Genomic DNA, 23,640 nt, shown 5'->3' with positions numbered 1-23,640 from the left:
ATTGGACTCTCCGTCAAGGTTCGAGGGAACGAGGGTTCAGGGGTTCAGGGTGACGTTGCCGAGCCGGCTGACCATAGCGGGGTCTCGGTGGTCGAAGAACAGGGACTCCCCGGTGTCCAGGGCGGCGATGGCCGTCATCTGGCCCGTGGTGAGTTCGAAGTCGAAGACGTCGATGTTCTCCGCCATCCGATCGGCGCGCACGGACTTGGGGATCACGACGACATCGCGCTGGATGAGCCACCGCAGCACGACCTGCGCGACGGACTTGCCGTGCGCGGTGGCGATCTCGGTGAGCACGGGGTGGGTGAACAGGTCGTTGCGGCCCTCGGCGAACGGGCCCCATGACTCGATCTGGACACCGCGCTCACGCATGAGTTCCTGGTCGGCGGTGCGCTGGTGGAAGGGATGGGTCTCGATCTGATTGACCGCCGGTGTCGTCTCGTTGTGGTCGATCAGGTCCACGAGCCGGTCGGCGTGGAAGTTCGAGACCCCGATGGCCCGCACGAGACCCTCGCGGTGAAGGCCCTCCATGGCTCGCCAGGAGCCGTAGACGTCGCCGTAGGGCTGGTGGATCAGGTAGAGGTCGAGGTGGTCCAGGCCGAGCTTGCGCAGCGAGGTGTCGAAGGCCCGCCTGGCCTTGTCCTGGCCTGCGTCGGAGATCCACAGTTTGGTCGTGAGGAACAGGTCGCGGCGCGGAACACCGCTGTTCTTGATCGCCCTGCCGACGGCCGCCTCGTTGCCGTAGGCGGCCGCGGTGTCCAGCGAGCGGTATCCTGCGGCGAGCGCGTCGCTGACGGCCTGCCCGGTCCGCTCGGGCGGAATCTGGTAGACGCCGAAGCCGAGGATCGGCATCTCCACGCCATTGTTGAGCGTAACGGTCTGCACGTCTCTCCTTACGCGGTGCGTTCACGGGCACGTTAGCCGGTGGCGGGCACTGCGGCGGGGCACGCTGCGACGGTGTCCAGGAACGCGCCGGCCCCAGCCGCAGCGGCGAGAACGGACATGACCGGCGGACGGCAACTGCTGGACTGGCTCTCCGGGTCCCGTGTCCGGGCCGGGGTGCGGCCCGGACACGAGGAACGCCGTGGCCGCTCCTGGCAGTTCGCCTGGCGGTCGCACCACGCCTGGGCTCAGGCCGTGGGCTTGTGCCACTGCCTGAGCCTGGTGCGGAGAAACCACCGACTAGTGCTTCAGGGCATCCTTCATCTTCTGGCCGGCCTGGGCCGCATCACCCTTGACCTGTTCGGCCTTTCCCTTGACGACAAGGCTTTCGTTGCCCACGGCCTTCCCGGTTGCTTCTTTGGCCTTGCCCTTGGCCGTCTCTGTAGTGTGCTTGATCTTCTTTCCCGCGCTCATGCCGTCCTCCTCCGCGGATCACTGATTCATCCCGCGTGTGCCCAGGTTTTCGTCATTCATTCTGATTTTTGACCCACCTGGCGCGGAGCCTGAACCCCGAGGGGGGTGAACGTCGAACGGCATGAGCGGAGGGGCGCAGCCGGGATCGCGCCGTGCAGCCAATTCCCGTGCCCGTCGACCGGGGCCGTACCGTCAGCCGTGGCGCGCCGCACTCACTCCTCGTCCTCTTCGTAGCGCCCCTCGTCGTCCCCGGACTCGCCCTCGTCGGGCTCCTCCTCCTCGTACTCGTCCTCGTACTCGTCGTCGTCGTACTCCTCGTCCTCGGGTTCCCCCTCCTCGTACTCCTCCTCGTCCTCCGGTTCCGCCTCGTCGGCCTGGTCCTCGGCTTCCTCCTCGTCGTACTCATCCGTTTCCTGGTCGTTCTCGGCGGCCTGTTCCTCTTCCATGGCTTCGTCGTGGGTGCGGACGACCTCACCGTCGCGGATCTCGCCGCGCCATCCTTCGGCCTCGTCGTTGGTGAGGGAGACGTGCCTCTGGAAGTTCTTGAAGTCCAGGCGCAAACGTCTGCCCTGGGCGCGCCATATGTTCCCGGTCTTCTCGAACAGGCCCGAGGGGTAGTACTCGACGACCAGGACGATGCGCGTCAGGTTCGGAGTGATCTCGTGGAAGCTCACGGCCCCGCGGGTGCTGCCCTTCGCCCCCGTCGAGGTCCACACGATCCGCTCGTCCGGGATCTGCTCCTGGACCGTCGCCTTGAAGCTTCGCTTCGAGGGCCCGACCTTCACCTTCCAATCGGTGGTCACCTCGTCGCCCTTCGAGACGTCTTGCACGCCCTTGGCGAAGCCACTGAAGTCCTCGTACTGGGTCCAGTGGTCGTACGCGGTCCGTAGGGGCACGCCTACGTCGAGCGTCTCGACGATGTTCATGACCTTCTTGCCGGCTTTACGGCCGGCCTTGCCACCGCCGAAGGCACCTTTGGCCTTGTCGACGACGTCGTCCTTGATGCTCTTCGCCTTCTCGCCGAGGAACGCCTTCACCGGTGAGTCGCCCTGCAGAACGCGGGCGCCCACGTTGGGAAGCACCCCCCCGTTCTCCGCGACCTCCCCCAGCTGGTCCGTGACATCGGCGACCTTGTCACCGGCCTTCTCGACCAGGTGCTCCAACTGGGCGCCCAGGTAGTGGACGACCTCTTCCTTCAGCCGGTCGACACCCGATACCTCGGGGGGACTCTCCTGCGTCCTGGCCATGACCTACCTCCGCCGGGTGGACCGTGTGGAGGGTTTGGCGGCGGTTTTCTTCGCCGCTGCCTTCTTCGCGGGCGCAGCCGCTTTCTTGCCCGGGGCCGCAGCCGCCTTCTTGCCCGGAGCCCTGGCAGCGGCAGTCTTCGACGGAGTAGAGCGGGTGGACGACCGCTTGGCGGGCGTTGCCGTCTTCGCGGTGGCCTTCTTTGCGGCCGGAGCGGTCTTCTTCGCCGGGCCGGCAGCCTTCTTCGCGGGCTTGCGCGCAGCCGAGGACTTCGACTCGTCCTTGGGTGCCGCCCGCGAGGAGCGCGGGCTCGGCCGCTCATCGGCCTCAGCGGCAGCTCGCCGGCGCCGGGGTGCGCGCTCGCGGCGCGGTGTTTCCTCGGCCTCGGCTTCGCCGTTCCCTGCGCCGTCATCCTCCGCTTCCTCCGGCTCCTCCTCCGGCTCTTCCTCTTCCTCGTCGTACGGCTCTTCGTCCTCGGATTCCTCCTCCTCGTACGGCTCTTCCTCCTCCGGCTCCTCCTTCGCCTCCTTGGGCTTGCCCACGCTCAGGGCTCGCTCCCGGAGAGAGTCCGCGAACTCCCCGATCTGGCGGTCCGCCGCAGCGGCCACCGCACGTTTGCCGGCCTCGAGAAGTTCTCCGCGGACCTGCTCGTTCAACTCGGCCACCTGCGGCATCTCGTTGAGTCTCCGCAGCCCCTCGGTGGCGAGCTGGCGCGGATCCAGTCCGAACCGCCGGCCCGCGAGGTACGTCGCGGCGGCGAATGCGAGCCGCCCCTTCTTCGCGCGGCCCAGCACGTACCCGCCGGCGACCGCAGCCGCCAGAGCCACTTTGGTGGTGTCCTTCATGGGTCTTCCTTTCCGGCGCCCGTCGTGACTACGTGGACCGGCACGACGCGGAGGCATGCTCTGCACGCAGCACCGCCCGCGAAATCACTGGCGCTCCCGCGGCAGCCGGCACCGAGCGCACGACACGGGAGCGCCCTTCGACGCCGGCCGCGACCGCCCTCGGCAGAGCCGAGAGGGAGGCTTCGACTGTCGCGCGCGGCACATTCCCGTTGTCGGTACCCGGCATGCAGCGGCCCGCCTACGACCGAGAGCCCCGGCCCGATGTCCGTACCAGCACTCCATACCACCAGTCTGGTCAGACACGCGGCCGTGCGCCACGTGGGCACCGACCCACCTGAAGGTGATGCCGGCTTCCACGCACCACCGTTCCCTAGCGACTCGCGACCTCAACGGACATACAGCCGCCCCGAGTTCTGGACACGAGCGGCTGCCCGCCGACCGAGGTCGCCTCCTGCCGATCCCGAGGAAGAAGGCCGTATATCATGAAATAAGCCGTGCATGCATGCAAACCGGCGCGTTACCTCCGATCCCGGCGAGGAAACATGGCCCCAGAGAAGAGAGAGGACGGCGTCGAGCCCCGAAGGCCCGCCCATGCAGATCCGCCCTCTGCTCGCGCCGGCACCACTGGAACCCGCCGGGCGGCGGGCGAGGAGGGCGTGGCGAGACGACGTCCTCGACGACGTGTCTCGGCTCCGCAGGCCATGCGCTACGCCGCCGAGCAGCTCGCGGAACTCCTGGGACGCGCACCCGAGTCGGTCTCGGCCCTCAAGCCCGCCGACGAGGGATGGCAGGCCGATGTGGAGGTGGTGGAACTGGAACGCATCCCCGAGACGACCAGCGTGATGGCCAGCTACCGGGTGTCGCTCGACGAGGAGGGCCAACTGGTGGCGTACGAGCGGATCCGCCGCTACACCCGCGGACAGTTTGACCGCCCCACCTGAGACCCCGGCGCCACGACGAAGCGGAACCAACCGCTCTCGTACCGCGAGGGCGGGCCGGCGAAGGGAGGCACCGTGACTGTGGTGCCGCAAAGCACAGCCGGCGTTTCCCGCAGCGGGAACACCGGGAACCTCTACGACATCCTCGAACTGATCCTGGACCGCGGTCTGGTCATCGACGTCTTCATCCGGGTGTCCCTGATCGGCATCGAGATCCTCAAGATCGACATCCGTATCGTCGTGGCCAGCGTGGACACCTACCTCCGGTTCGCCGAGGCATGCAACCGTCTGGACCTGGAATCCGGACGCAAGGCGCCGGCACAGCTCACCGACATCGTCGGAGAAGCGACCGAGGGCGGAGCACGGGGCAAGAGCAAGGGGGCGCTCACCGGCGCCGTCGAAGCCGTCACCGACTCCCTCCACCTGGGACGCGACAAGGACGACAAGGACGACGAGGACGAGAAGGAGCCCGAGCCGAAACGGGCACGGCCCACCCGCCGACCCACCAGGCGACGGGAGGAATGACATGGCCGTCTACGTCTACTCCATCACCGCTGCCACGCACCCCCGTGATCTCGACGGCCTGGCCGGGGTGGGGGAAACCCCGGCGGAGCTACGTACCGTGTGCTCCGGACCACTGTGTGCGGTCGTCGGCGACGCCCCAGAGGACCTGCGGCCCAAACGACGCGACCTCATGGCGCACCAAGCCGTCCAGGAGCGTCTCATGAGCGGCGGCACCGTCCTCCCGCTGCGCTTCGGCTTCACCGCGCCCGACGACGACGCCGTACGCACCGTTCTCGAGGAGCGCCGGGAGGAGTACACGCAGCGCCTGACGGCACTGGCGGGATGCTCGGAGTACCACCTCAAGGCGGCCATCGACGAGGACGTCCTGCTGCGCCAGATCCTCCAGGAGTCGCCGGAGGCCCGGCACCTCAACGACGCCATCAAAGCCGGCGACACCACCCCGGACCTACCGCTGGCACTCGGCGAACTCGCCGCCCAGGAAGTCCTGGCCCGCCATCAGGCCCTGGCCACGGGAATCATCGAGGCGCTGCACCCCCACAGCCGGCAAGAGCGGGCTTCCGAGCCGACCGGGAAGGACTTCCTGAACATCTCCTTCCTCGTGGACGACGAACACCGGGAGCGGTTTCTCGCCGCGGAGAAGGGCCTCAGCCACGAGCTCGGCCAGGAGTTCGACTTCCGGCTGTACGGCCCGCTTCCCGCTTACAGCTTCGTCTAGAGGAGGCACCCCGTGGGCCTGCTCACCCAGATCATCACCCTCCCGCTCGCGCCCCTGCGCGGCACCGTGTGGGTTCTGGAACGCGTGGTGGAGGCCGCGGAGGACGAGTACTACGACCCCGCACCCGTCGAACAGGAACTCGCCGCGCTCGAGAGAGAGCTCCTGGCGGGACACATCGACGAGGAGGCCTTCGACCGCCGCGAGGACGAACTCCTCGACCGCCTCGACGAGATCAGAGCCCACCGGCAACGCAACGACATCTGACCCCACACCGCACGCACCCGTCAGCGAAACGAGGTCGAGCCGTGACAGAGCCCCTTGCCAACCGCCTCGGCTCCCTCCCCTCCAGGTCCGCGCCGCCCTACGGCCAGTCCTCCGCCAATCTCGCCGACATCCTGGAACGCGTCCTCGACAAGGGCATCGTCATCGCCGGCGACATCCAGATCAACCTCCTCGACATCGAACTTCTCACCATCAAGCTGCGCCTGCTGATCGCGTCGGTGGACAAGGCGAAGGAGATGGGCATCGACTGGTGGGAGCACGACCCCTCCCTGTCCTCCCGAGCGAGCAGCGGCCCCTCCTTGGAGGAGGAGAACCGACTCCTGCGCGAGCAGATCGAGGAGAACCGGCGACTGCGCGAGCAGATCAGCGCCTTGCGCGCCGATCCCGCTGCGCTGCCGCCGACCGAGACCCTCGACGACGAGCCCGCGGCCCCCCGCCGTCCACCCCGCCCGAAGCGATCGGAGCCCGGGACCCGAGCCGCCACGCGGGGTGAAGCATGACCTCCGGGTCGCTCGCCTACACCTACGCCGTGGCACGGCACGCGGCCGGCCTGCAGCAGACCGTGGACGGTCTCTCCGGAGTCGTCGGCGCGTCGGTTCACCTCGTGGGCTCCAGCCGCGGCGAGGACGTCGTGGCCGCCGTGAGCCCCGTACCGAGGGAGGACTTCGACGAGGCCGCGCTCCCCGGTCACCTCGAGGACCTCCGATGGCTCGAGAGACTCGCCCGTTCCCACCACGGTGTGGTCGAGGCCGTCGCCGCGTGCACCACCGTCCTTCCCCTGCGCCTGGCAACGGTGTACCTCGACAACGATCGGGTACGGACCATGCTCGATGACCGGCTGGGTGCGTTCCGCGACCAGCTGTCCCACCTCTCCGAGCACGTGGAATGGGGCGTCAAGCTGTACGTCGATGCCCCGGCCGCCCCGCAGACCCCGCCCTCGCAAACGCCGGACCTCAGCCCCGGACGTGCGTACCTGCACCGGCGCCGGGCCGAACAGGAGTCGCAGCACGACGCCTTCCGCTCCGCCGGGCGAGCCGCCGAGCGGATCGAGGCAGCAGCCCGTGCCCATGCCGCGGACCGCGTCCGGCACCGCGTCCAGGAAGGCGAGCTGGCGGTCGAATCAGGCGTGAACGTCCTGAACGACGCCTATCTCCTCCCGCTGGACCACGCCGACGCCTTCCGGGCCGACGTACTGCACTCGACGGACTCCCTGCCCGGCGTGCGCGTCGTCGTCACCGGCCCATGGGCCCCCTACTCCTTCGCCGCCCCCGGCCCGGCGGAAGAGAGCACGCCATGAACGCGCCCGCCGACAGGCCGTCCAGCTCGCACGCGGCCGTGCCGCCGCGCCAGGCCGCCCTCATCGACCTGCTGGACCGGCTACTCAGCGGAGGCGTGGTCCTCACCGGCGACCTCGTCCTGTCCATCGCGGACATCGACCTCGTGCGGGTCTCCCTGCGCGCACTCATCGTCTCCGTCGGCGGACAGACCCCCTCCCCCTTCACGATCAGCACCCCGCCGCAGCGGGAACAGCCATGACCGGCGACGCCCGTCGGCCACCCAGCCGATACGACGAAGTCGCTGAAGCAGCCGCCCGTGCCTTCCGTCTTCTGCCCGAGACGTCCTACGGTCCGCCCCCAACCCCCGGCACGGCACCGGGGCGGGCGCACAGGATCTCCACCAATCCGGAAACGGTCGAACGGGACCTGATGAAGCTGGTCCTCACCGTCGTCGAACTACTGCGCCAGCTCATGGAACGCCAGGCCGTCCACCGCGTCGAGGCCGGAGATCTCAGCGAGGAGCAGGAAGAGACGCTCGGAGCGACACTGATGGCTCTCCACGACCGCATGAGCGAGCTCTGTGCCCGTTACGGCCTGACCATGCAGGATCTCAACCTGGATCTCGGCCCCCTGGGGAGCCTGCTGCCGCCCTCCGACTAGAAGGCGGATCCAAGCCACGACAGGCCCGGCCCGCACGCCCCATGAGACGTGCCGGCCGCCCGGGTTCGAGAGGGGGTCGGCAGGGCGGGTGGCCGCACAGCCCTCGGCCGAGTGGTCACGGGGCCCGCGTGTCGGCCGCCGGCGGCTCGCCGTCCTTGTCGTCGTCATCGGCCTTGGCCCGGACGTCCGCCGGGGTGGGCGCGGTGATGTTCCGCTGCTCTGCGGACTGCTCCCGCGTCTCGTCGTCGACCTGCGGGGTGTCGTTCTCCTCCGGAGTGCTCACGGCAGTCGTCCTCTCATCCGGTTCGGAGGCCGGGACCGCGCTCGCGCACGGGTTCCCGGCCGGAGGGGCCGGCACATCGGGGCGCCGGTCCTGCGCCGCGTACCCGCCCGGGCAGTCCGGGCAAGCACCTGGCCTGGCGGCGATGTCCGTGCCGGGTGAACAGGTCCGCGGTGTCGGTCGGGCCGAGCGATCGCCTGCCCCGGGGCGAGGCCCCGCCAGGACCAGGTTCTTACCGGTGCCCCCGGCCGGCAACCGCTCGCGCTCAGGGCGGGCAGCCGCAGCGAGAACACCTGCTTCAGGACGTGTCCAGGGCGGTGGGCGGGCCGATTCCCGGGCACACGCTCCACCACAGGCCGCAAGCCGGGACGGAGCCGTCGGGTAAGGGAGCCGTGACAATGAATATCGTCGAACGGGCGCTGCGGGCAGCCGACCGTGCCCAGCAGCACCGCACACCGCCAGGGGTGGTGGTCGGCGTGGTCAAGAAGTACGGCGACGACCGCGGCGGCCTGCTCGCCGCGCTGATCACCTACTACGGGTTCGTCGCACTGATCCCGCTGCTGCTCCTGCTCTCCACCGTGCTGGGGTTCGTCCTGCACGGCCACCCCGGCGCGCAGAAGGCCGTGGTCGACTCCGCGCTCGCCGACTTCCCGATCATCGGCGATCAACTGCGCCAGAACGTCCACTCCGTGCAGGGCAGCGGGCTCGCGCTGGCCGTCGGCGTGCTCGGCCTGCTGTACGGGGCGCTGGGCATCGCCCAGGTCCTCCAGCACGCCATGGCCGAGGTCTGGAACATCCCCGGCAGACAGCGCCCGGGCTACTGGCCGCGCCTGGCCCGCAGCCTGCTGCTCTTCACCACCCTGACCGTCGGTCTGCTGGTGGCCACCGCCGCGGCCACCCTGATCGGCACCACCCTGGCCGGACTGCCCGCTCGGATCGGCGCGCTGGTGCTGTCCGCCCTGGTCAACACCGCCCTGTGCCTGGGCTGCTTCCGCGTGCTCACGCCGGCCCAGGTCCCCACCCGGGCGCTGGTGCCCGGCTGCGCGGTCGCCGGACCGCTGTTCACCGTCCTGCAGGCGTTCGGCGCTGTCCTGGTCACCCACGAGCTGCGCCACGCCAGCGCGGTGTACGGGTTCTTCGCGACCGTGATCGGTTTGCTGTTCTGGCTGTACCTGGCCGCACAGATCACCCTGTTCGCAGCGGAGACCAATGTGGTGCTGCACCGCCGGCTGTGGCCGCGCAGCCTGCTGCAGCCGCCGCTGACCGGGGCCGACGAGGAGGTCCTGGAAGCGGTCGCCCGGCAGGAGGAGCGCCGGCCCGAGCAGCATGTCGACGTCGTCTTCACCGGCGAGCCCGAGGACACCTCCCGAACGGCCCGCCACGATCCCCCCGGCACGGACGACGACGCGCCGCCGAACCGGTGATCTGCCCGCCACCGACTGCTCGGCCATGCCCTCCGCGCGGACTCCCGGCGCGGCAGCCGACGGCCCCGGCCGGCGGCGCGGGAACCCGCGAAGCCGTGACCCGCCGGTGGACCCCAGGGGGTCACGGCACGAGTGGGGCCTGGGTCACGCACAGGTTCTGCTCACAGAGCGGCGCCGGCGCTCGGCCGTCCCCCGCCGTCCCCGGGTGCGAGGACCGCCGCGCTCACCGCGCGGTGCCACCCGTTCAGCATGCTGGCCTGGTCGGCGGCCCGCTCGACCAGGCGGTCCAGCTCCGCCTGGTCGAGGCGCGAGTCGGTGTCGGCGATGGCGCGCAGCGCGCGCCACAGCGCGGCCTTGCCCTCGACGCCGGTGCGCAGCGTTTCCAGTTCAATCAGGTCGCTGAGCGGCGAGCGGCGCACGAGGGTTCCGTTGGGCTTGAGGCGGCCGAGGCGTTCACCGGCGAGGCCGAGCCATGTCCGGTAGTGCCGTACGGGCACCCCGAGTCGGTTCATGATCCGGACGAGGTCGTCGCGGTCCTCTTCGATGTCACGCGCCAGGCGGCGCAGGTCGGTCGCGCGAGGGCTGTCGCGGTGGGTGCGGGCCATGCGGTCGGCGAGCGCGGCACCGCCGAACGCGCCGGTCAAGTGGTCGTTCAGGTAGATGTGGAGCGGCTCGGCCAAGGGTTGGGGAGACATCGCGGATCCTCCCGGTGAGGAGACCGGCTCGGAGTGGCCGGGCAAGGGAACCCCGGCGGTCCCCGTCCTGGTAGGAGCGGGGTTGTCCAGGCGATTCCATCGTGCCCCGGGCCGCGACACCCCGCTCCTCGGCTGCCGGCCCCGGGCGGCCCAAGGTCCGGACTCGTACTCGCGGCCACCGGTATCCCAGCCGGCCCGGGCGGCCGACCCGGCGTCGGCCTGCAGTCGGGCCAGGTAGGGCGGCGTCCCGCCCGCGGATGCCTGGGCGATCACCTCCGCGGTGACCGGGCCGACCCCGCGCAGCCGCCGTGCCGATACCGCGTCCACCGGACCGGCGGGCAGTTCGCGGGCCGCGTCGGCCGCCGTGTGGAAGGCCCGGATCCGATACGGGGACGCCCCGCGCCGTTCGAGGAGGAACGCGGTCCGCCGCAGCGCTTCGACCGGATCCGTGCCACCGGTTTCGTCCGAGGCTCCGCCGGGCCGCCAGCAGAGTTCCTCTCCGGTTCTGCGGAGAACGGTGATCCTGGTGCGGAGACCGCTGATGCCGGCGTCAGTCCTCGGTCGGGCCCAGGTCGGGCGTGCCGCGCAGTTCGACCGTGCGCGTGGTGGAGCCGTGCAGTTCGAGCACGGTGATCTCGTTCCGGCCGGCCTTCAGGACCGGTGCGGGGACGTGGAGCGTGCTCTGCGGGCCCCGGGACCAGTACCGGCCGAGTGCGAAGCCGTTGATCCAGACGTGGCCCTTGGTCCAGCCGTCCAGGGAGACGAAGCCGTCGGCCGGCCGGTCGATGTCCAGGTGTCCGCGGTGGAAGGCGGGGCCGACCGGGGGCGCGGCGGGCTCGAACGCGACGAAGGACAGTCCGCCCAGCTCGTCGAGCGGCAGCGGCCGGCTGTCCCAGCCCTCCGGGGCCCGCCCGTTGACGGTGACCTCGCCGAGCAGCCCCTTGCGGTCGTGCACGCCCTGCCCGTAGTTGACCCGGCCCTGGTTCTCCACCAGGACGGCCAGCTGCGCGCCGCGCCGGGGGACGTGGAAGGACAGGGTGTGCTCGTGGTTCTCGCGTTCCAGGACGCCGACCGGCTGGCCGTCGACGAAGACCTGGGCGCGGTCCCGTACCCCGGCGATGCGCAGGGTGGCCGGTCCGGCCGCCGGGAGCGGCGTCTCGTACAGGACGAAGCCGAAGGACTGGCCGAGCTGTTCCATGGTCTGCGGCCGGTCGGCGTGCACCGCGCTGCCGAGCCGCTCGCGCTGGTCCAGGAGGCCGGCGGAGGCGGTGAGTTCGGCGACGGCCGGGGCGAGCTTGGGGGCCGGGTCCGGTACCGGCTCCTCGGGGACCGGCCCGTACCTGGCGATGACCTCGCGGAAGGCGGCGTACTTGGGGGTGGGGTCACCGGCCTCGTCCAGCGGTGCGTCGTAGTCGTAGGAGGTGACGGTGGGGCGGTAGGTGCCCTTGTCGTTGGCGCCGTTGGTGAAGCCGAAGTTGGTGCCGCCGTGGAACATGTAGATGTTGACGGAGGCCCCGGCCGCGAGCAGCCGGTCGAGGTCCGCCGCCGCATCGGCGGCGCTGCGGGTGACATGGGTGCCGCCCCAGCGGTCGAACCAGCCGATCCAGAACTCGCTGCACATCAGCGGACCGGAGGGCTGCCGCGTGCGCAGTTCGGCGAGCCCGGCGTCCACCCTGCTGCCGAGGTTGACGGTGCGCAGGACCCCGTCGAGGCCGCCGCGCGCCAGGTCGGTGGGCTGGTCGCAGGTGAACAGCGGCACGTCGACGCCGTGCCGGTGCAAGAGCGCCGCCAGGTCCTCCAGGTAGCCGGAGTCGTCGCCGTACGCGCCGTACTCGTTCTCCAGCTGGACGGCGAGGATCGGGCCGCCGCGGGTGGAGAGGTGGCGGAGGACGGGCGGCAGGAGGGCGGCGAGGTAGTCGTCGACGGCCTTCAGGTAGCGCGGGTCGCGGCTGCGCAGTTCGATGTTCTCGTCGGCGAGCAGCCAGGCGGGCAGGCCCCCGCCCTCCCACTCGGCGCAGATGTACGGGCCGGGGCGGAGCAGGACGTGCAGGCCCTCGGCGGCCGCGAGGTCGAGGAAGCGGGGCAGGTCGAGACCTGCGTCCAGCCGGAACTCACCCGGGTGGGGCGCGTGGAGGTTCCACGGGACGTAGGTCTCGACCGTGTTGAGCCCCATCAGCCGTGCCTTGCGGAGCCGATCGGCCCACTGCTCCGGGTGGACGCGGAAGTAGTGCAGTCCGCCGGAGATGATGCGCAGCGGTCGGTCGTCGAGACGGAAGCCGTCTTCGGCGATCTCCATTCGTGGCATGGCTGTGGTGCTCCTTGCTGGAGAGGCGGTGGTCGGGTCAGCTCAGCGGGCGGCAGAGCAGGGCGTCGGGGACGCCGCCCTGCCTCCAGGCCCAGGTGTAGGCGACGCCGGCGACGTACTCGTTGTCGGCGCACTGGCCCTTGTAGTAGCCGGGTGCCCAGTCGTTGGCGGTGGCGCCGCCGGAGGTGGGCCGGTTGTCGCCCTTGTCGAACCAGTTGTCATGGCCGGTGGTCGGCAGCGGCGTGGCGGAGGGCGCGCACAGCAGGGCGGCCATCGCGTTGCCGTTGACGCCGTAGCCGACGGCGAAGGTGTTGTCGGGGCACTGGAGCTTGTTGTAGCCCCCGGCCCAGTCACCGTGGGTGACGTAGCGTTCGTCGGTGACGGTGACCCAGGCGCCGGTTCCCCCAGCGGGTTGGCCGGCGTCGGTGCACAGGCCGCGGCTGTCGCTGCGGCCGAGGCCGATCAGGCGCTCGGTGTCGGGGCAGTTGCCCTTGCGGTTGCCGTTGGACCAGTCGGGCTGGGCGAGCATACGGCGTGAGACGTTCTGGTCGCCGAAGTCGAGGTCGAGCATGTTCCAGTGGTTGACCTGGGCGACCTGGCCGGTCTTGCCGGGGGCGGTGACCAGCTTGTTCCAGTCGGCGGCGCGCCAGTCGCCCGGGTCCTCCAGGCCCAGCCGCCTGCCGGTGGAGTCGTAGGAGTTCAGGGCCCAGCTGTCCTGCGGTCTGCCGTCGGCTCCGGTCCAGCCGACCAGCGGCCAGACCGCGAAGTCGGTGTCGTGGGCCACCATGATGTCGGTGAAGTTTTTCCACCAGGCCGGCTCCAGCGGGTCGCTCTCGTCGCGTCCGGCCGCGCCGAACTCGCTGATCCACACGGGCGCGGTGAAGTGCTGGCCGGCTTCCGTGACGAACAGCGCCTCGTCGTTGACGAGTTGCTTGAGCTGGTCGAGCGGGAACCTCTCGTACGGCCAGTCGTTGGTGTGGCCGGCACCGCTGGCCGCACCGGTGTAATTCGGGCCCGTGTAGCCGTAGAAGTGGGCCGAGTAGACCAGCTTGTCCGAGGCGATCAGCGTGTTGGACAGGTTGCGGACCGGGGTCAGCATCGGCCGGCCGTGGGGGAACAGCGCTCCGGGGTCGGCCGGGATGCCGTACCAGTTGATGCCCTCCATGACGATGAGCATGTCGGGGTCGGCTTGGAGGATCTTGTTCCCGGCGTCCTCGAAGGCGGCGTACTCGTCGTGGTCGTTGCCCCAGCCCCAGTTCGGGTCGTTCCAGGTGTCGCGGCGGACCTCGTTGCGCAGGTCGGCGCCGACGACCCGCTTGTTGCCCTGGTAGCGCTTGACGAGGAACAGCCAGTCGTCCTGCCACTGCTGGGTCGACTGACCGCTGTTCCAGCGCTCGTTGCCGTCCAGGCCGCAGCAGAAGCGGTAGCTGGTGGTGTGGTTGTTCAGGATGACGGCGAAGCCGTCGGCGGTGAGCGCCGCGACCACCGCGTCGAACACCTGCAGCGGGGTCTTGCCCTTGAGCTGCGGGTTGGCCGCGACGGCGGAGTCGGGCACGACGGTGGTGTCGTGGATCAGGGCGTTCGCGTACGGAAGGCGGATGCTGTTGAGGCCCAGCGCGTGGAAGTCAGCGAGGAGCTTCGCCATCGGCGCCCGGTCCAGGCCGAGCGGGATGTTGTGCGACACCTGCCGCGCCTGGTTGTCGGCCGGGTCGTTGACGTCCCCGCTGCCCTCCCAGGTGCCCTGGGCACCGGCCCAGTTGCCGGCCTTCAGCTTGAAGCGGTCGCCGTTCGCGTCCACGATGTACCGGCCCCGGGTGCTGAGCGGGCCGGTCCAGGACGCGGCGAGCTGAGCGCCCGTCATCGGGGTGGGTGCGGCGACCGTGGCGGCGGTGGCCGCAAGGGGCGCCGCGACGGTGCCGGGGCTCCCCCCGGTCAGGAGCCCGGCCGTGGCGAGCACGACGGGAACGAGGCGGGTGACGAATCCTCGGGCCGTGAGCGCCGGGCTGTCGGATCTCATGGGTGGTCCCTCCATTGGGGTGGGGTGAAGGGTGCGGGTCGAGCGGGGTGGGGAGGGCCGGTCTGTGGTGGCTCTCCGGCGTCCGGGTGCGGCCTGGGCGGGTGCGGTCGGGGCGGGGTGCGGTCTGGGCGGGGACGGCCTCGGCAGGGATGGTCTGGGCAGGATGGTCCGGGCGGGTGCGGTCAGCCCTTGAGGCCGCTGGTGGCGATGCCTTCGACGATGTGGCGCTGGGCGACGAGGAACATGGCCACCAGCGGTGCGATGGTCACGACGGCACCGGCGAACAGGCCGGGCAGGTTGATGGTCTGCGAAGTGAGGAACGTCGACAGCGCGATCTGAGCGGTCCAGGCGGACGGGTCCTGGCCGATGACCAGGGGCCACAGGAAGGAGTTCCAGCTGTCGATGAAGGCCAGCGCGCCGAGGGAGGCGAGCATGGCGCCCGAGGACGGGAGCGCGATCCTGCGGTAGATGCCGAGCCAGCCGAGCCCGTCCAGCCGTCCGGCCTCCTCGATCTCGGCGGGGAACTGCAGGTAGAAGTTGCGGAACAGCAGTACCGCGAACGGGTTGAACAGCCCGGGTGCGATGACGCCCCACAGGGTGTTGACCCCGCCCATCGAGCCGACCACGACGAAGGTCGGCACGAAGGTCACCGAGCCGGGGATCATCAGCGTGGCCACCACCAGGGCCAGCAGCACGCCGCGGCCGGGCACCGGGATCCGCGCGAGGGCGTATCCGGCGGCGGAGGCGAGGAGCGTGGAGACCGGGGCGGTGATCGAGGCGATCAGCAGGGAGTTCCCGAGCGCCTGGCCCATGTGGAGGGTGGGGTCGTCGAAGAGCGCGGTGAAGTTCTCCCAGTGCATGGTGGTGGGCCACCACGTCCAGTGCGGGGAGGTGAGGCCCCGGGAGTCCATGAGCGCGTTGCGCAGCATCAGGTAGAACGGGGCCAGGAAGACCAGCGTCAGCAGGCCCACCAGCGCGGCGCGCACGACCTGGCGCAGACTGCTGCCGAGTGGCGTCGTCACGGCAGGCTCACTCTCCCTTCCCGAATCCGGTGACGCGCCCCTGGATCAGGGTCACGCCGACGATCAGCGCGGTGAGGACGAACGCCCCGGCCGATCCGAGGCCGTAGTTCTGAGCACTCATCGCGGTGTTGTAGAGGTAGACCAGCGGAGTCTGTACGGGGGCGGTGCCCGTCCCGGAGAGGCCGCTGTTGAACAGGTTGTAGAACTCGTCGAAGGCCTGGAAGGCGGCGATGAACTGCAGCATCAGCACGGCGACGGAGGTGTTGCGCAGCATCGGCAGGGTGATCCGGCGCAGCCGCCGCCATCCGGTCGCACCGTCCAGCGCGGCGGCCTCGTTGATCTCCTGCGGGATCGCCTGCAGGCCGGCCAGGAAGAGCACCATGTAGAAGCCGACCTGGAGCCACAGCCGGACGGTCACCAGGACGATCCAGTACAGCGGGGGCGAGGTGGTCTGCAGCCACGGGACCGCGGACATCCCGAACCAGCCGCCGATCGTGTTGGCGATGCCCGCCGGCAGTCCGTTGAACAGGCACATCTTCCACAGCAGCGAGGCCGCGACGTAGGAGACGGCGGCGGGGATCAGGAACGCGGTCCGCACCAGGGCCCGGCCGCGCCGGACGCGGTGGACCAGCAGGGCGAGGCCGAGCGAGGCGGCGAAGGTGACCGGGACGATGGCGACGGTGAACAGCAGGATCTGCACCAGCGAGGTCCGGAACCCGGCGTCGGAGAGCAGTTCCCGGTAGTTGTCCAGGCCGACCCAGTGGCCGAGGGCGATGGTGCCGCGGGCGTCGCTGAGGCTGAGCAGGAAGCTCCAGCCGATCGCGACGTACTTGAAGATCCCGAGGCCGAGCAGCATCGGTGCGGTGAGCAGGGCGAACGCTCCCCAGGCCCGGCGGTCGGCGCCGCGCCGGCGGGTCGGGGCGGGGCTCCGTGGCCGGGCTGGCGGGCGTCCGGCACGCTCGGAGCGCACGGTGGTGTCCGAGGGACTGTTCATCACGGACGCTGCTTGTCCACGGCGGTCTGGGCCTGCCCGGCCGCGTCCGCCAGGAGCTGCGCGGGGTCGCCCTGCCCGGCGGCGATCTTGGTGGCAGCGGCGTTCAGCGGCGTGCTGACCGCGGTCTCCCAGGTGTTCGGGGTGGACCGGCCGTACTTGGCGGCGAGCTCGACGGTCTCCTTGGCGGTCCCGCGGGTGAGCTTGTCGGCGCCCGCGGTCACCGACTTCCGGGGCGGGATGTGGAAGCCGTAGCTCTCCGACCAGTCCTTCTGCAGCTCGGTCTGCTCGACCCAGAGCCACTGGACGAACTTCTTGGCCGCGTCCACGTTCTTGCCCTTGGCGTTGACGCAGCTGGTCCAGCCGCCCACCCGCACCGCCGGGGTGCCACCCGGCTTGAAGGCGGGCCAGGGCAGCACCCCGAAGTCGTCGCCGAGCGCCGTGCTGATCGCGGGCATCGCCCACAGGCCGCACCACTGCATGGGGACGACGTCCTGGGTGAACGCGGACGGGTCCCACCAGTCGGTGGTGAAGCCGAGCAGCAGGGACTGGTCGTCGTGCAGGCGCTTGAGTCCGGCGACCGCCTCGACCGCCTGCGGGGAGGCGTACGCCACCCTGCCGTCGGTCACCAGGTCGCCGCCGTTGGAGAACACGGCGAGGACGGCGCTGTCGCCGATGCCGTCGTTGCCGAGGAACAGGCCCTTGGTGTTCTTGGTGGTGAGGGCCTTGGCGGCGGCGACCAGCGCGTCGAAGCTGTCCGGCGGGGTGATCCCGGCCTTGGCCAGGGCGCTCTTGCGGTAGTAGAGCATCATCACGTCGTCGATCATCTTGATGCCGTGAAGCTTGCCGTCGATCGTCACGTAGTCGAGGTCGCCCGGGTTGAAGTCGGCCTTGGCGCTTCCGTACAGGTCGTCCAGTGCGGCGATCTGGCCGCGCCGGGCCATCGCGGCACTGAGCTCGCCGATCTCGAAGACGTCGGGGGCGGCGTCGGTCAGCAGGGTCGCGTTGAGCTTGCTGGTGTAGTCGCCGGGCACCCAGGTGACCTTGACCGCGATGCCCGGGTGGGCCTTGGTGAAGGCGGCGGCGTAGCGGGTGAGGGCCTGCTGGGTGCCGGCCTCGCCGTAGGCGTGGGACCAGACGTTCAAGGTGGTCTTCGCGCCGGAGTCCCCGCCGGTCGGGCTGGTGCTGCAGCCGACCGCTACGCCGGCGGTGAACAGCAGCGAGCCGCCCAGGAATCCCCTTCGGCTAAGCTCTGCTCTGTGTGCGCTCATGTCGCATCCTCGTGGGTGGGGGTGGGAGATGGGTGTGTTCGGGTCTGGCCGGTGTCCGGTATCAGTGCTTGCAGGCAGTCGAGGACACTGGTCAGGCCGGTCTGTGGTGGTGGCGTCGGTGTCGGTGTCGGCGTCGCGGGGGTTGCGGGAAGCCGGCCCGGAAAAGCGGCTCCGGGCAGTCGTTACGGGAACAGCGCCTGGATGCCCACGATGGCGGCGCCGCGGGCCCACTCCTCCCAGGGCAGCGGGCGCAGGGTCAGCGGGCATTTCGCCGCCGCCTTGAAGCAGTGGCTGGTGTAGGCGTCCTTGATGTGGACTCCGAAGAGGTCGTAGGTGTCGAGCCCCTCCCCGCTGACGACGACGCGCTCCGGGCCCACCAGGTTCACCAGGGTGGCGATGCCGACACCGATCGCGCGGCCTGCCCGGGCGAACGCCGCACCTGCGGCGGGGTCTCCGCTGCGGGCGAGGTCCACGACGCCGTCGAAGTCGAGGTCGGGGCGGCCCGTGTCGCGCCGGACGGCGTCCCGGATCGCGTCGCTCGACGCGATGGCCTCGACGCAGCCGACCGCCCCGCAGTGACAGCGCGGGCCCGACGGATCGACGCAGATGTGCCCGATCTCGCCGGCCACACCGTAGGCCCCGGTCACCAGCCGGCCGTTGACGACCAGTCCGGAGCCGATGCCGGCGCCGATGGTGACCAGCGCGAAGTAGTCGGTCCCGATACCCTCCCCGAACCAGTACTCGGCGACGGTCAGGGCCTTGACGTCGTTCTCCACCGTCACGCTCAGCCCGGTCGACCGGGCCACCGTCTCGGCGAGCGGGATGTCGCGCCAGTCGGGCAGGACCGAGTACCGCACCCGGCCCCGGGGGCGGTCCACGTCCCCGGAGACCGCGATTCCGAGATGCCGGGTACGGCCACGGAACGCGGGGTCGCCGTCGAGGAGCTCGGCGACCATCTCGGTGAGCAGCGCGCACACGGCCTCCGGCCGGCGGTCGCCCAGCCGGTGGCCGGCGGTCGCCCGGACCTGGGCCCGCAGGTCGCAGACCGAACCGTAGAGCATGTCGGCGCTGATCTTCACGCCGAGGAAGAACTCGCGGTCCGGGGTGACCGCCAGCGGGTTGACCGGGCGCCCGGCCCCCGGAGCGGTCCGTTCCGGGGGCAGTTCGTGGAGGTAGCCGTCCTCGATCAGAGGCCTGGCCGCCTTGGTGACGGCTGTCGAGGACAGACCCGTCCGGCGGGCCAGCTCGACCCTGCTGAGCGGGCTCTCGGCCAACAGCATGGCGAGGATCGTGGTTTCGGCTGGTGCGGTGACCAACGGCTGCGACTGGTTCGGAAACACGGGTGCAACGTACCGGCAAATAAATAACTTCGTCCAGTATTGATTTTGGCCTGCCCCGCTCCTACGCTCGCCCCACCTCCGTGCCTGTCCGAGATTCCTCAACTCCGAGGCCGGCGCCCGCTCCTGGCCTCCTTCCTGCCCGTGCTCCGCTCCGCACCCCTGGGACCGTCCGTGCTCGCCACACACCCGCCCGTATCCTTCGACGCCGCCCGCGGTCTCGCCGTCATCCGCACCCCGAACAGCTCGTACGCGCTCCGCATCGGCGCCGACGGCAGCCCCCGCCACCTCCACTGGGGGGCGGTGATCGACACCGACGCCCTGGACGGCCTGCCCGCAGCCGCCTCACCCGCCGAGAGCAGCTTCGAGGCGGACCCGGCGCCGGACGAACTGGCCCCGCAGACCGGTGCACGGTTCGGCCCGGCCGGCCTCCAGGTGCGGTTCGCCGACGGCACCCGCGGCGCCCAGTGGTCCTTCGCCGGGCACACCGTCCGGGACGGGGAACTGCGCCTGCTCCTGGCCGACCGCCGCTACCCGCTGGCCGCCGCACTGTGCTACCGCGTCCGCCCCGGCAGTGACGTCGTCGAGCGCTGGGTGGAGCTCACCCACACCGGGGCCGACGGCTCCGGCCCGATCGCCGTCGACCGGCTGGACTCGGCCGCCTGGACGGTGCCGGCCCTGCCCGACTACCGGCTCAGCCACCTGGTGGGCGGCTGGAACAGTGAGTTCCAGCTGCACCGTGACCGGCTCCCCGTCGCCGAGACCGTGCTCACCAGCCGCCGCGGCCTCACCAGCCACCACGCCGGCCCCTGGCTCGCCCTCGACGACGGCACCGCCGACGAGGACCGCGGCGAGGTCTGGAGCACCGCCCTGGCCTGGAGCGGAAGCTGGCGCGTCACCGTGCACCGCGACCCGGTCGGCCGGACCACCTGGACCGGAGGCTTCGGCCACGAGGGGCTCACCTGGACCCTGCAGCCCGGCGAGAGCCTGCACACCCCCGTCTTCGCCGGCCTCTACTCCGCCGGCGGCTTCGGCGCCGCCAGCCGCGCCTGGCACACGCACGTCCGCGACCACGTCCTGCCCGCCCCCGACCGCGACCGGCCCGTCGTCTACAACTCGTGGGAGGCCACCGGCTTCGACGTCGGCCAGCCCGGCCAGCTGCGCCTGGCCCGGCTGGCCGCACGAGTAGGCGCCGAGCTCTTCGTCCTCGACGACGGATGGTTCGGCGGCCGCACCAGCGACCGGAGCGGCCTCGGCGACTGGACGCCCCGGCCCGAGGCGTTCCCCGACGGGCTGCGCCCGCTGGCCGACGAGGTGCACCGCCTGGGCATGGCCTTCGGGCTGTGGGTGGAGCCGGAGATGGTCAACCGCGACAGCGACCTCTACCGGGCCCACCCCGACTGGGTCGTCCACGCGCCCACCCGGGACGCCACCGAGCTGCGCAACCAGCTCATGCTGAACCTCGCCCGCCCCGAGGTCGAGGCCTGGGCCCACCGGACCCTGGACCGGCTGGTGCGCGACCACGACGTCGACTGGCTCAAGTGGGACGCCAACCGGGTCGTCACCGAAGCCGGATGGCCCGGCCACCCGGACCCCGACCGGCTGTGGATCGACCACACCCGCGCCGTGTACCGGATCATGGACCGCCTCCGCGCCGACCGCCCCGGTCTGCGCATCGAGGCCTGCGCGGGCGGCGGCGGCCGGGTCGACCTCGGCGTCCTCGCCCACACCGACCAGGCCTGGACCTCCGACAACACCGACCCCGTCGACCGGATCGGCATCCAGCACGGCTTCAGCCAGCTCTTCCCCGCCCAGGCGATGGCCGCGTGGGTGACCGACAGCCCCAACGTCGCCACCGGGCGCACCACCCCCCTGCGGTTCCGCTTCCACGTCGCCATGGCCGGCTCACTCGGCCTCGGCGGCGACCTGACCGGTTGGACCGACGCGGAGCTCGACGAGGCCGCCGACCTCGTGACCGTCTACAAGGAGATCCGCCCCCTGGTCCAGCACGGCCGCCAGCACCGCCTGACCGGCCCCGGCGGAGTGACGGCCGTGCACTACGCCGCAACGGACGGCACCGAACACACCGTCCTCGCCTGGCGCCCGCAGACCCGCTTCGGGCACCCGGCCGCCCCGCTGCGTCTGCCCGCCCTCGACACCGGCGCCGACTACCTCGACCTCGACACCGGGCTGATCCACCGCGGCGCGCTGCTGGTGGACCGCGGCATCGACCTGCGCCTGCCCGCCGGCGACCACGCCAGCCGCCTGATCCGGCTGCGCCGCACTGGCTGAACCCCGCCCTCCCTCACTACCTTCTCCGACCGGACCTCCCCCCAGCCCCTTCTCCGACCCCCTCCCCGGAAGGACTCGAGCACCTTGGCCACCCCCCGCGTCCTGGTCGTCGGCATCGACGGCGTGCGCCTCGACCTGCTGGCGCTGCTGGACACCCCCCACCTCGACGACCTCGCGAACGCCGGCTTCCTCGCGCCCGTCCACATCGACGACGACACGCCGACCATGTCGGGCCCCTGCTGGACCACGATCGTCACCGGTGTCGGCGTGGCCAAGCACGGCGTCTGGGGCAACAACTTCTCCGGGCACCGCCTCGACGTCTTCCCCGACTTCACCACCCGGCTGGCCGCCGAGCGCGGGCTGCGGACCTTCGCCGTCGGCGGCTGGGAACCCCTGTTCCTGGCCCGACAGGGCGGTCCGGTCTTCGCCGCGCCGAGCAGGCTCGCCTACATCGCCCCGCGTGAGGACACCCCGGAGGCCTGGGAGGAGTGCGACGAGAGCGTGACCGCCGAGGCCGTCAGGATTCTCGGCTCCGGCGAGGACCTCGCCGCGTCCTTCGTCTACCTCGGCGCCGTCGACGAGACCGCCCACTTCCTCGGCTGCGGCACCGAGTACCGGCGCGCCATCGAGGCCGCCGACCGGCGGCTCGGAGAGCTCCTCGCCGCCGTACGGGGCCGTCCCGACGCCGACTCCGAGGAGTGGACCGTCATCGCGGTGACCGATCACGGCCACCGCGAGGAAGGCGGCCACGGCGGCCGGAGCGAGCAGGAGCGCACCGCCTGGATAGCCGCCTGCGGGCCCGGCATCACCCCGCTCAGCCGGCCGGAAGGCCTCCGCCACGCCGATGTCGCCGCCCACGCCTACGCCGCCCTCGGCATCCCGGCCGACCCCCACTGGACCCTGGACGGAACCGCTCTCGCCGCCCGCTGACCCGACCGAGGCGGGCCGAACCCGGCGGCCTCCCGACCTCGCCCGGATCCTCGGAGCGGCTGCTGCGTGAACAGCCTCCCCCGACGCCGATCACACCTGACGTCTCATCAGCCCTGGCCGGCAAGGGTCAGCATCGGCCCGAGTCCACCCGCACAGATGCGCGCATACCCGAGAGCTCGCGCAGACAGGCGTGCAGCGGACAGGGACCGGGGGGTCCGCTCAGACGACCAGGGCAGACACCGAGGCTCGGGTGGTGGCGGAGAGGAGAGCTTCGCGAGGTACTCCCGCTGCGGCGGCCAGGGCACGGCCCACCGGATAGGCGTGCGCGGCTGCCGGAAGGCGGCCGGGGCGACCGCTGAGTACCACGTCGATGGAGCCCAGGACGCTACGCCCTTCCCTCGTGCGGTCCAGTCGTCGCAGTACTTGGCGGGCGACTGCTTCCGCGCTGTCGTACAGGATGGTTCCGGCGGGCAGGCGCTGCAGAATCTCCGGAGCCACCAAGGGGTAGTGCGTGCATCCCAGCACCACGGCGTCGCAGTTCCGGGGGGTTCGCTCGGCTGCGTCGGCGATCGCCTCCGCTGCGGCGGCCACGTCACCGTGGTCGATCGCTTCGGCCAGGCCGGGGCACGCGACCCGTGCGACTGGCACGCCGTTCGCGAAGTCTGCGATCAGCCGTTCCTGGTAGTCACTCGCGGTGGTCCGAACGGTCGCCCATACGGCGAGGTTCCGACCGGTCGCCGCGGCCGGCTTCACGGCGGGGACGGTCCCGATCACGGGAATGCGGGGCTCGAACCTCTCGCGCAGGGCGTCGATCGCGGTGACGGTGGCGGTATTGCAGGGCACCACGATGGCCTCCGCGCCGCGCTCCGTGGCCAGATCCGCGGCGGTGAGCAGACGGTCCGTGACGAAGGAGGCGGATTTGGGTCCCCAGGGGGCGCCCTCGGGATCCAGAAGCAGGAGCAGATCGAGGTCCGGGGCAAGATGCCGAAGCCAGCCGGCCGTATGGAGAAGGCCGAATCCCGAATCGATCAACGCCACCGTCATGGGGGCCAACGTACCAGTCGGGTCTCGCCGCACAGGTGGCGGCCAGGACCGTCAGGTCGGCAGCGTGATCGACTGCGCGTGGTGGAACGCGTTCTGGTCGTCCCAGGCCTTCTTGGCCTTCTGCAGGCGCGCGTGGTTCTGCTCGTCATCAGAAGGCCGACGCTTCTGCCCGGCTCAGGGGCATGCACC

The 23,640-nt window shown here is 71.0% G+C and carries 24 protein-coding genes and 2 pseudogenes; 11 read left to right on the top strand and 15 right to left on the bottom strand.

Annotated features, from left to right (window positions below):
• Positions 1–36: 36 nt before the first annotated feature.
• The 4 genes from ACZ5WK_RS33485 to ACZ5WK_RS33470 all read right to left on the bottom strand — a co-directional run bounded on the left by ACZ5WK_RS33485 (position 37) and on the right by ACZ5WK_RS33470 (position 3,446).
• A complete protein-coding gene (locus ACZ5WK_RS33485) occupies positions 37–885 on the bottom strand; it encodes an aldo/keto reductase (protein ID WP_465553197.1) in 849 nt (282 codons plus the stop codon).
• 297 nt (positions 886–1,182) lie between these two features.
• Positions 1,183–1,356 (bottom strand): CsbD family protein, encoded by a 174-nt coding sequence (locus ACZ5WK_RS33480; protein ID WP_465553195.1) that lies wholly within the window; start codon positions 1,354–1,356, stop codon positions 1,183–1,185.
• 212 nt (positions 1,357–1,568) lie between these two features.
• Positions 1,569–2,603: an SRPBCC family protein gene (locus ACZ5WK_RS33475; RefSeq protein ID WP_465553193.1), complete on the bottom strand. Its 1,035-nt coding sequence runs from the start codon at positions 2,601–2,603 to the stop codon at positions 1,569–1,571.
• A 3-nt stretch (positions 2,604–2,606) separates the two neighbouring features.
• Entirely contained in the window at positions 2,607–3,446 is an 840-nt protein-coding gene (locus tag ACZ5WK_RS33470; RefSeq protein WP_465553191.1) for a histone protein, read from the bottom strand.
• A 542-nt stretch (positions 3,447–3,988) separates the two neighbouring features.
• Between ACZ5WK_RS33470 and ACZ5WK_RS33465 the strand changes: the two genes are divergently transcribed.
• From ACZ5WK_RS33465 to ACZ5WK_RS33430, 8 genes are all read left to right on the top strand, one after another.
• The gene (locus tag ACZ5WK_RS33465; protein ID WP_465553189.1) at positions 3,989–4,387 is read left to right on the top strand and encodes a gas vesicle protein GvpO; all 399 of its coding nucleotides are present in this window, start codon (positions 3,989–3,991) and stop codon (positions 4,385–4,387) included.
• A gap of 72 nt (positions 4,388–4,459) precedes the next feature.
• Positions 4,460–4,909 carry a gas vesicle structural protein GvpA gene (locus ACZ5WK_RS33460; protein WP_465553187.1) on the top strand — a complete coding sequence of 150 codons (450 nt, stop codon included), beginning with the start codon at positions 4,460–4,462 and terminating at the stop codon, positions 4,907–4,909.
• Between the two features lies 1 nt (position 4,910).
• Positions 4,911–5,624 carry a GvpL/GvpF family gas vesicle protein gene (locus ACZ5WK_RS33455; protein ID WP_465553185.1) on the top strand — a complete coding sequence of 238 codons (714 nt, stop codon included), beginning with the start codon at positions 4,911–4,913 and terminating at the stop codon, positions 5,622–5,624.
• 12 nt (positions 5,625–5,636) lie between these two features.
• Positions 5,637–5,888, top strand: a complete 252-nt coding sequence (locus ACZ5WK_RS33450; protein ID WP_465553183.1) for a gas vesicle protein GvpG — start codon at positions 5,637–5,639, stop codon at positions 5,886–5,888.
• 41 nt (positions 5,889–5,929) lie between these two features.
• Complete coding sequence (locus tag ACZ5WK_RS33445; protein WP_465553181.1) at positions 5,930–6,406, top strand: gas vesicle protein; 477 nt, start codon at positions 5,930–5,932, stop codon at positions 6,404–6,406.
• Entirely contained in the window at positions 6,403–7,203 is an 801-nt protein-coding gene (locus tag ACZ5WK_RS33440; protein WP_465553179.1) for a GvpL/GvpF family gas vesicle protein, read from the top strand. The genes ACZ5WK_RS33445 and ACZ5WK_RS33440 overlap by 4 nt, the downstream gene beginning before the upstream one ends.
• Entirely contained in the window at positions 7,200–7,442 is a 243-nt protein-coding gene (locus ACZ5WK_RS33435) for a gas vesicle protein (protein WP_465553177.1), read from the top strand. Before ACZ5WK_RS33440 ends, ACZ5WK_RS33435 begins: the two co-directional genes overlap by 4 nt.
• Complete coding sequence (locus tag ACZ5WK_RS33430; protein ID WP_465553175.1) at positions 7,439–7,843, top strand: gas vesicle protein K; 405 nt, start codon at positions 7,439–7,441, stop codon at positions 7,841–7,843. The genes ACZ5WK_RS33435 and ACZ5WK_RS33430 overlap by 4 nt, the downstream gene beginning before the upstream one ends.
• A gap of 115 nt (positions 7,844–7,958) precedes the next feature.
• On the opposite strand, the gene ACZ5WK_RS33425 is transcribed toward ACZ5WK_RS33430, so the two are convergent.
• Entirely contained in the window at positions 7,959–8,126 is a 168-nt protein-coding gene (locus ACZ5WK_RS33425) for a hypothetical protein (RefSeq protein ID WP_465553173.1), read from the bottom strand.
• A 395-nt stretch (positions 8,127–8,521) separates the two neighbouring features.
• Between ACZ5WK_RS33425 and ACZ5WK_RS33420 the strand changes: the two genes are divergently transcribed.
• Positions 8,522–9,547 (top strand): YihY/virulence factor BrkB family protein, encoded by a 1,026-nt coding sequence (locus ACZ5WK_RS33420; protein ID WP_465553171.1) that lies wholly within the window; start codon positions 8,522–8,524, stop codon positions 9,545–9,547.
• A 161-nt stretch (positions 9,548–9,708) separates the two neighbouring features.
• Here the strand turns inward: ACZ5WK_RS33420 and ACZ5WK_RS33415 are convergent, their stop codons facing one another.
• The 8 genes and pseudogenes from ACZ5WK_RS33415 to ACZ5WK_RS33380 form a co-directional block, all read right to left on the bottom strand.
• Positions 9,709–10,242, bottom strand: coding sequence for a hypothetical protein (locus tag ACZ5WK_RS33415; protein ID WP_465553169.1), 534 nt, complete (start codon positions 10,240–10,242; stop codon positions 9,709–9,711).
• 258 nt (positions 10,243–10,500) lie between these two features.
• Positions 10,501–10,674, bottom strand: a pseudogene (locus ACZ5WK_RS33410) (PHP domain-containing protein); the annotation flags it as partial.
• A gap of 118 nt (positions 10,675–10,792) precedes the next feature.
• Complete coding sequence (locus tag ACZ5WK_RS33405; protein ID WP_465553167.1) at positions 10,793–12,547, bottom strand: glycoside hydrolase family 35 protein; 1,755 nt, start codon at positions 12,545–12,547, stop codon at positions 10,793–10,795.
• Between the two features lie 37 nt (positions 12,548–12,584).
• A complete protein-coding gene (locus ACZ5WK_RS33400; protein WP_465553165.1) occupies positions 12,585–14,564 on the bottom strand; it encodes a glycoside hydrolase family 5 protein in 1,980 nt (659 codons plus the stop codon).
• A 182-nt stretch (positions 14,565–14,746) separates the two neighbouring features.
• On the bottom strand, positions 14,747–15,586 hold the full coding sequence (locus ACZ5WK_RS33395; protein WP_465553163.1) for a carbohydrate ABC transporter permease: 840 nt from the start codon (positions 15,584–15,586) through the stop codon (positions 14,747–14,749).
• Positions 15,587–15,593: 7 nt separating this feature from the next.
• Complete coding sequence (locus ACZ5WK_RS33390) at positions 15,594–16,580, bottom strand: carbohydrate ABC transporter permease (protein WP_465553161.1); 987 nt, start codon at positions 16,578–16,580, stop codon at positions 15,594–15,596.
• Positions 16,580–17,848 (bottom strand): ABC transporter substrate-binding protein, encoded by a 1,269-nt coding sequence (locus ACZ5WK_RS33385; RefSeq protein ID WP_465553159.1) that lies wholly within the window; start codon positions 17,846–17,848, stop codon positions 16,580–16,582. Before ACZ5WK_RS33385 ends, ACZ5WK_RS33390 begins: the two co-directional genes overlap by 1 nt.
• Before the next feature lie 182 nt (positions 17,849–18,030).
• Positions 18,031–19,188: an ROK family protein gene (locus ACZ5WK_RS33380; RefSeq protein WP_465553157.1), complete on the bottom strand. Its 1,158-nt coding sequence runs from the start codon at positions 19,186–19,188 to the stop codon at positions 18,031–18,033.
• A 171-nt stretch (positions 19,189–19,359) separates the two neighbouring features.
• On the opposite strand from ACZ5WK_RS33380, the gene ACZ5WK_RS33375 reads away from it, so the two are divergent.
• Positions 19,360–21,477, top strand: a complete 2,118-nt coding sequence (locus ACZ5WK_RS33375) for an alpha-galactosidase (protein ID WP_465553155.1) — start codon at positions 19,360–19,362, stop codon at positions 21,475–21,477.
• An 84-nt stretch (positions 21,478–21,561) separates the two neighbouring features.
• The gene (locus ACZ5WK_RS33370) at positions 21,562–22,407 is read left to right on the top strand and encodes an alkaline phosphatase family protein (protein ID WP_465553153.1); all 846 of its coding nucleotides are present in this window, start codon (positions 21,562–21,564) and stop codon (positions 22,405–22,407) included.
• 219 nt (positions 22,408–22,626) lie between these two features.
• Here ACZ5WK_RS33370 and ACZ5WK_RS33365 read toward each other — a convergent pair whose 3' ends face one another.
• Both ACZ5WK_RS33365 and ACZ5WK_RS33360 read right to left on the bottom strand, forming a co-directional pair.
• Entirely contained in the window at positions 22,627–23,451 is an 825-nt protein-coding gene (locus ACZ5WK_RS33365; protein WP_465553151.1) for a glutamate racemase, read from the bottom strand.
• 51 nt (positions 23,452–23,502) lie between these two features.
• A pseudogene (locus ACZ5WK_RS33360) lies at positions 23,503–23,583 on the bottom strand (BBE domain-containing protein); the annotation flags it as partial.
• Between the last annotated feature and the right edge of the window lie 57 nt (positions 23,584–23,640).

This window comes from Kitasatospora sp. NPDC032757 (genome assembly GCF_055579305.1).
This window is presented reverse-complemented; position numbering and strand designations above follow the sequence as displayed.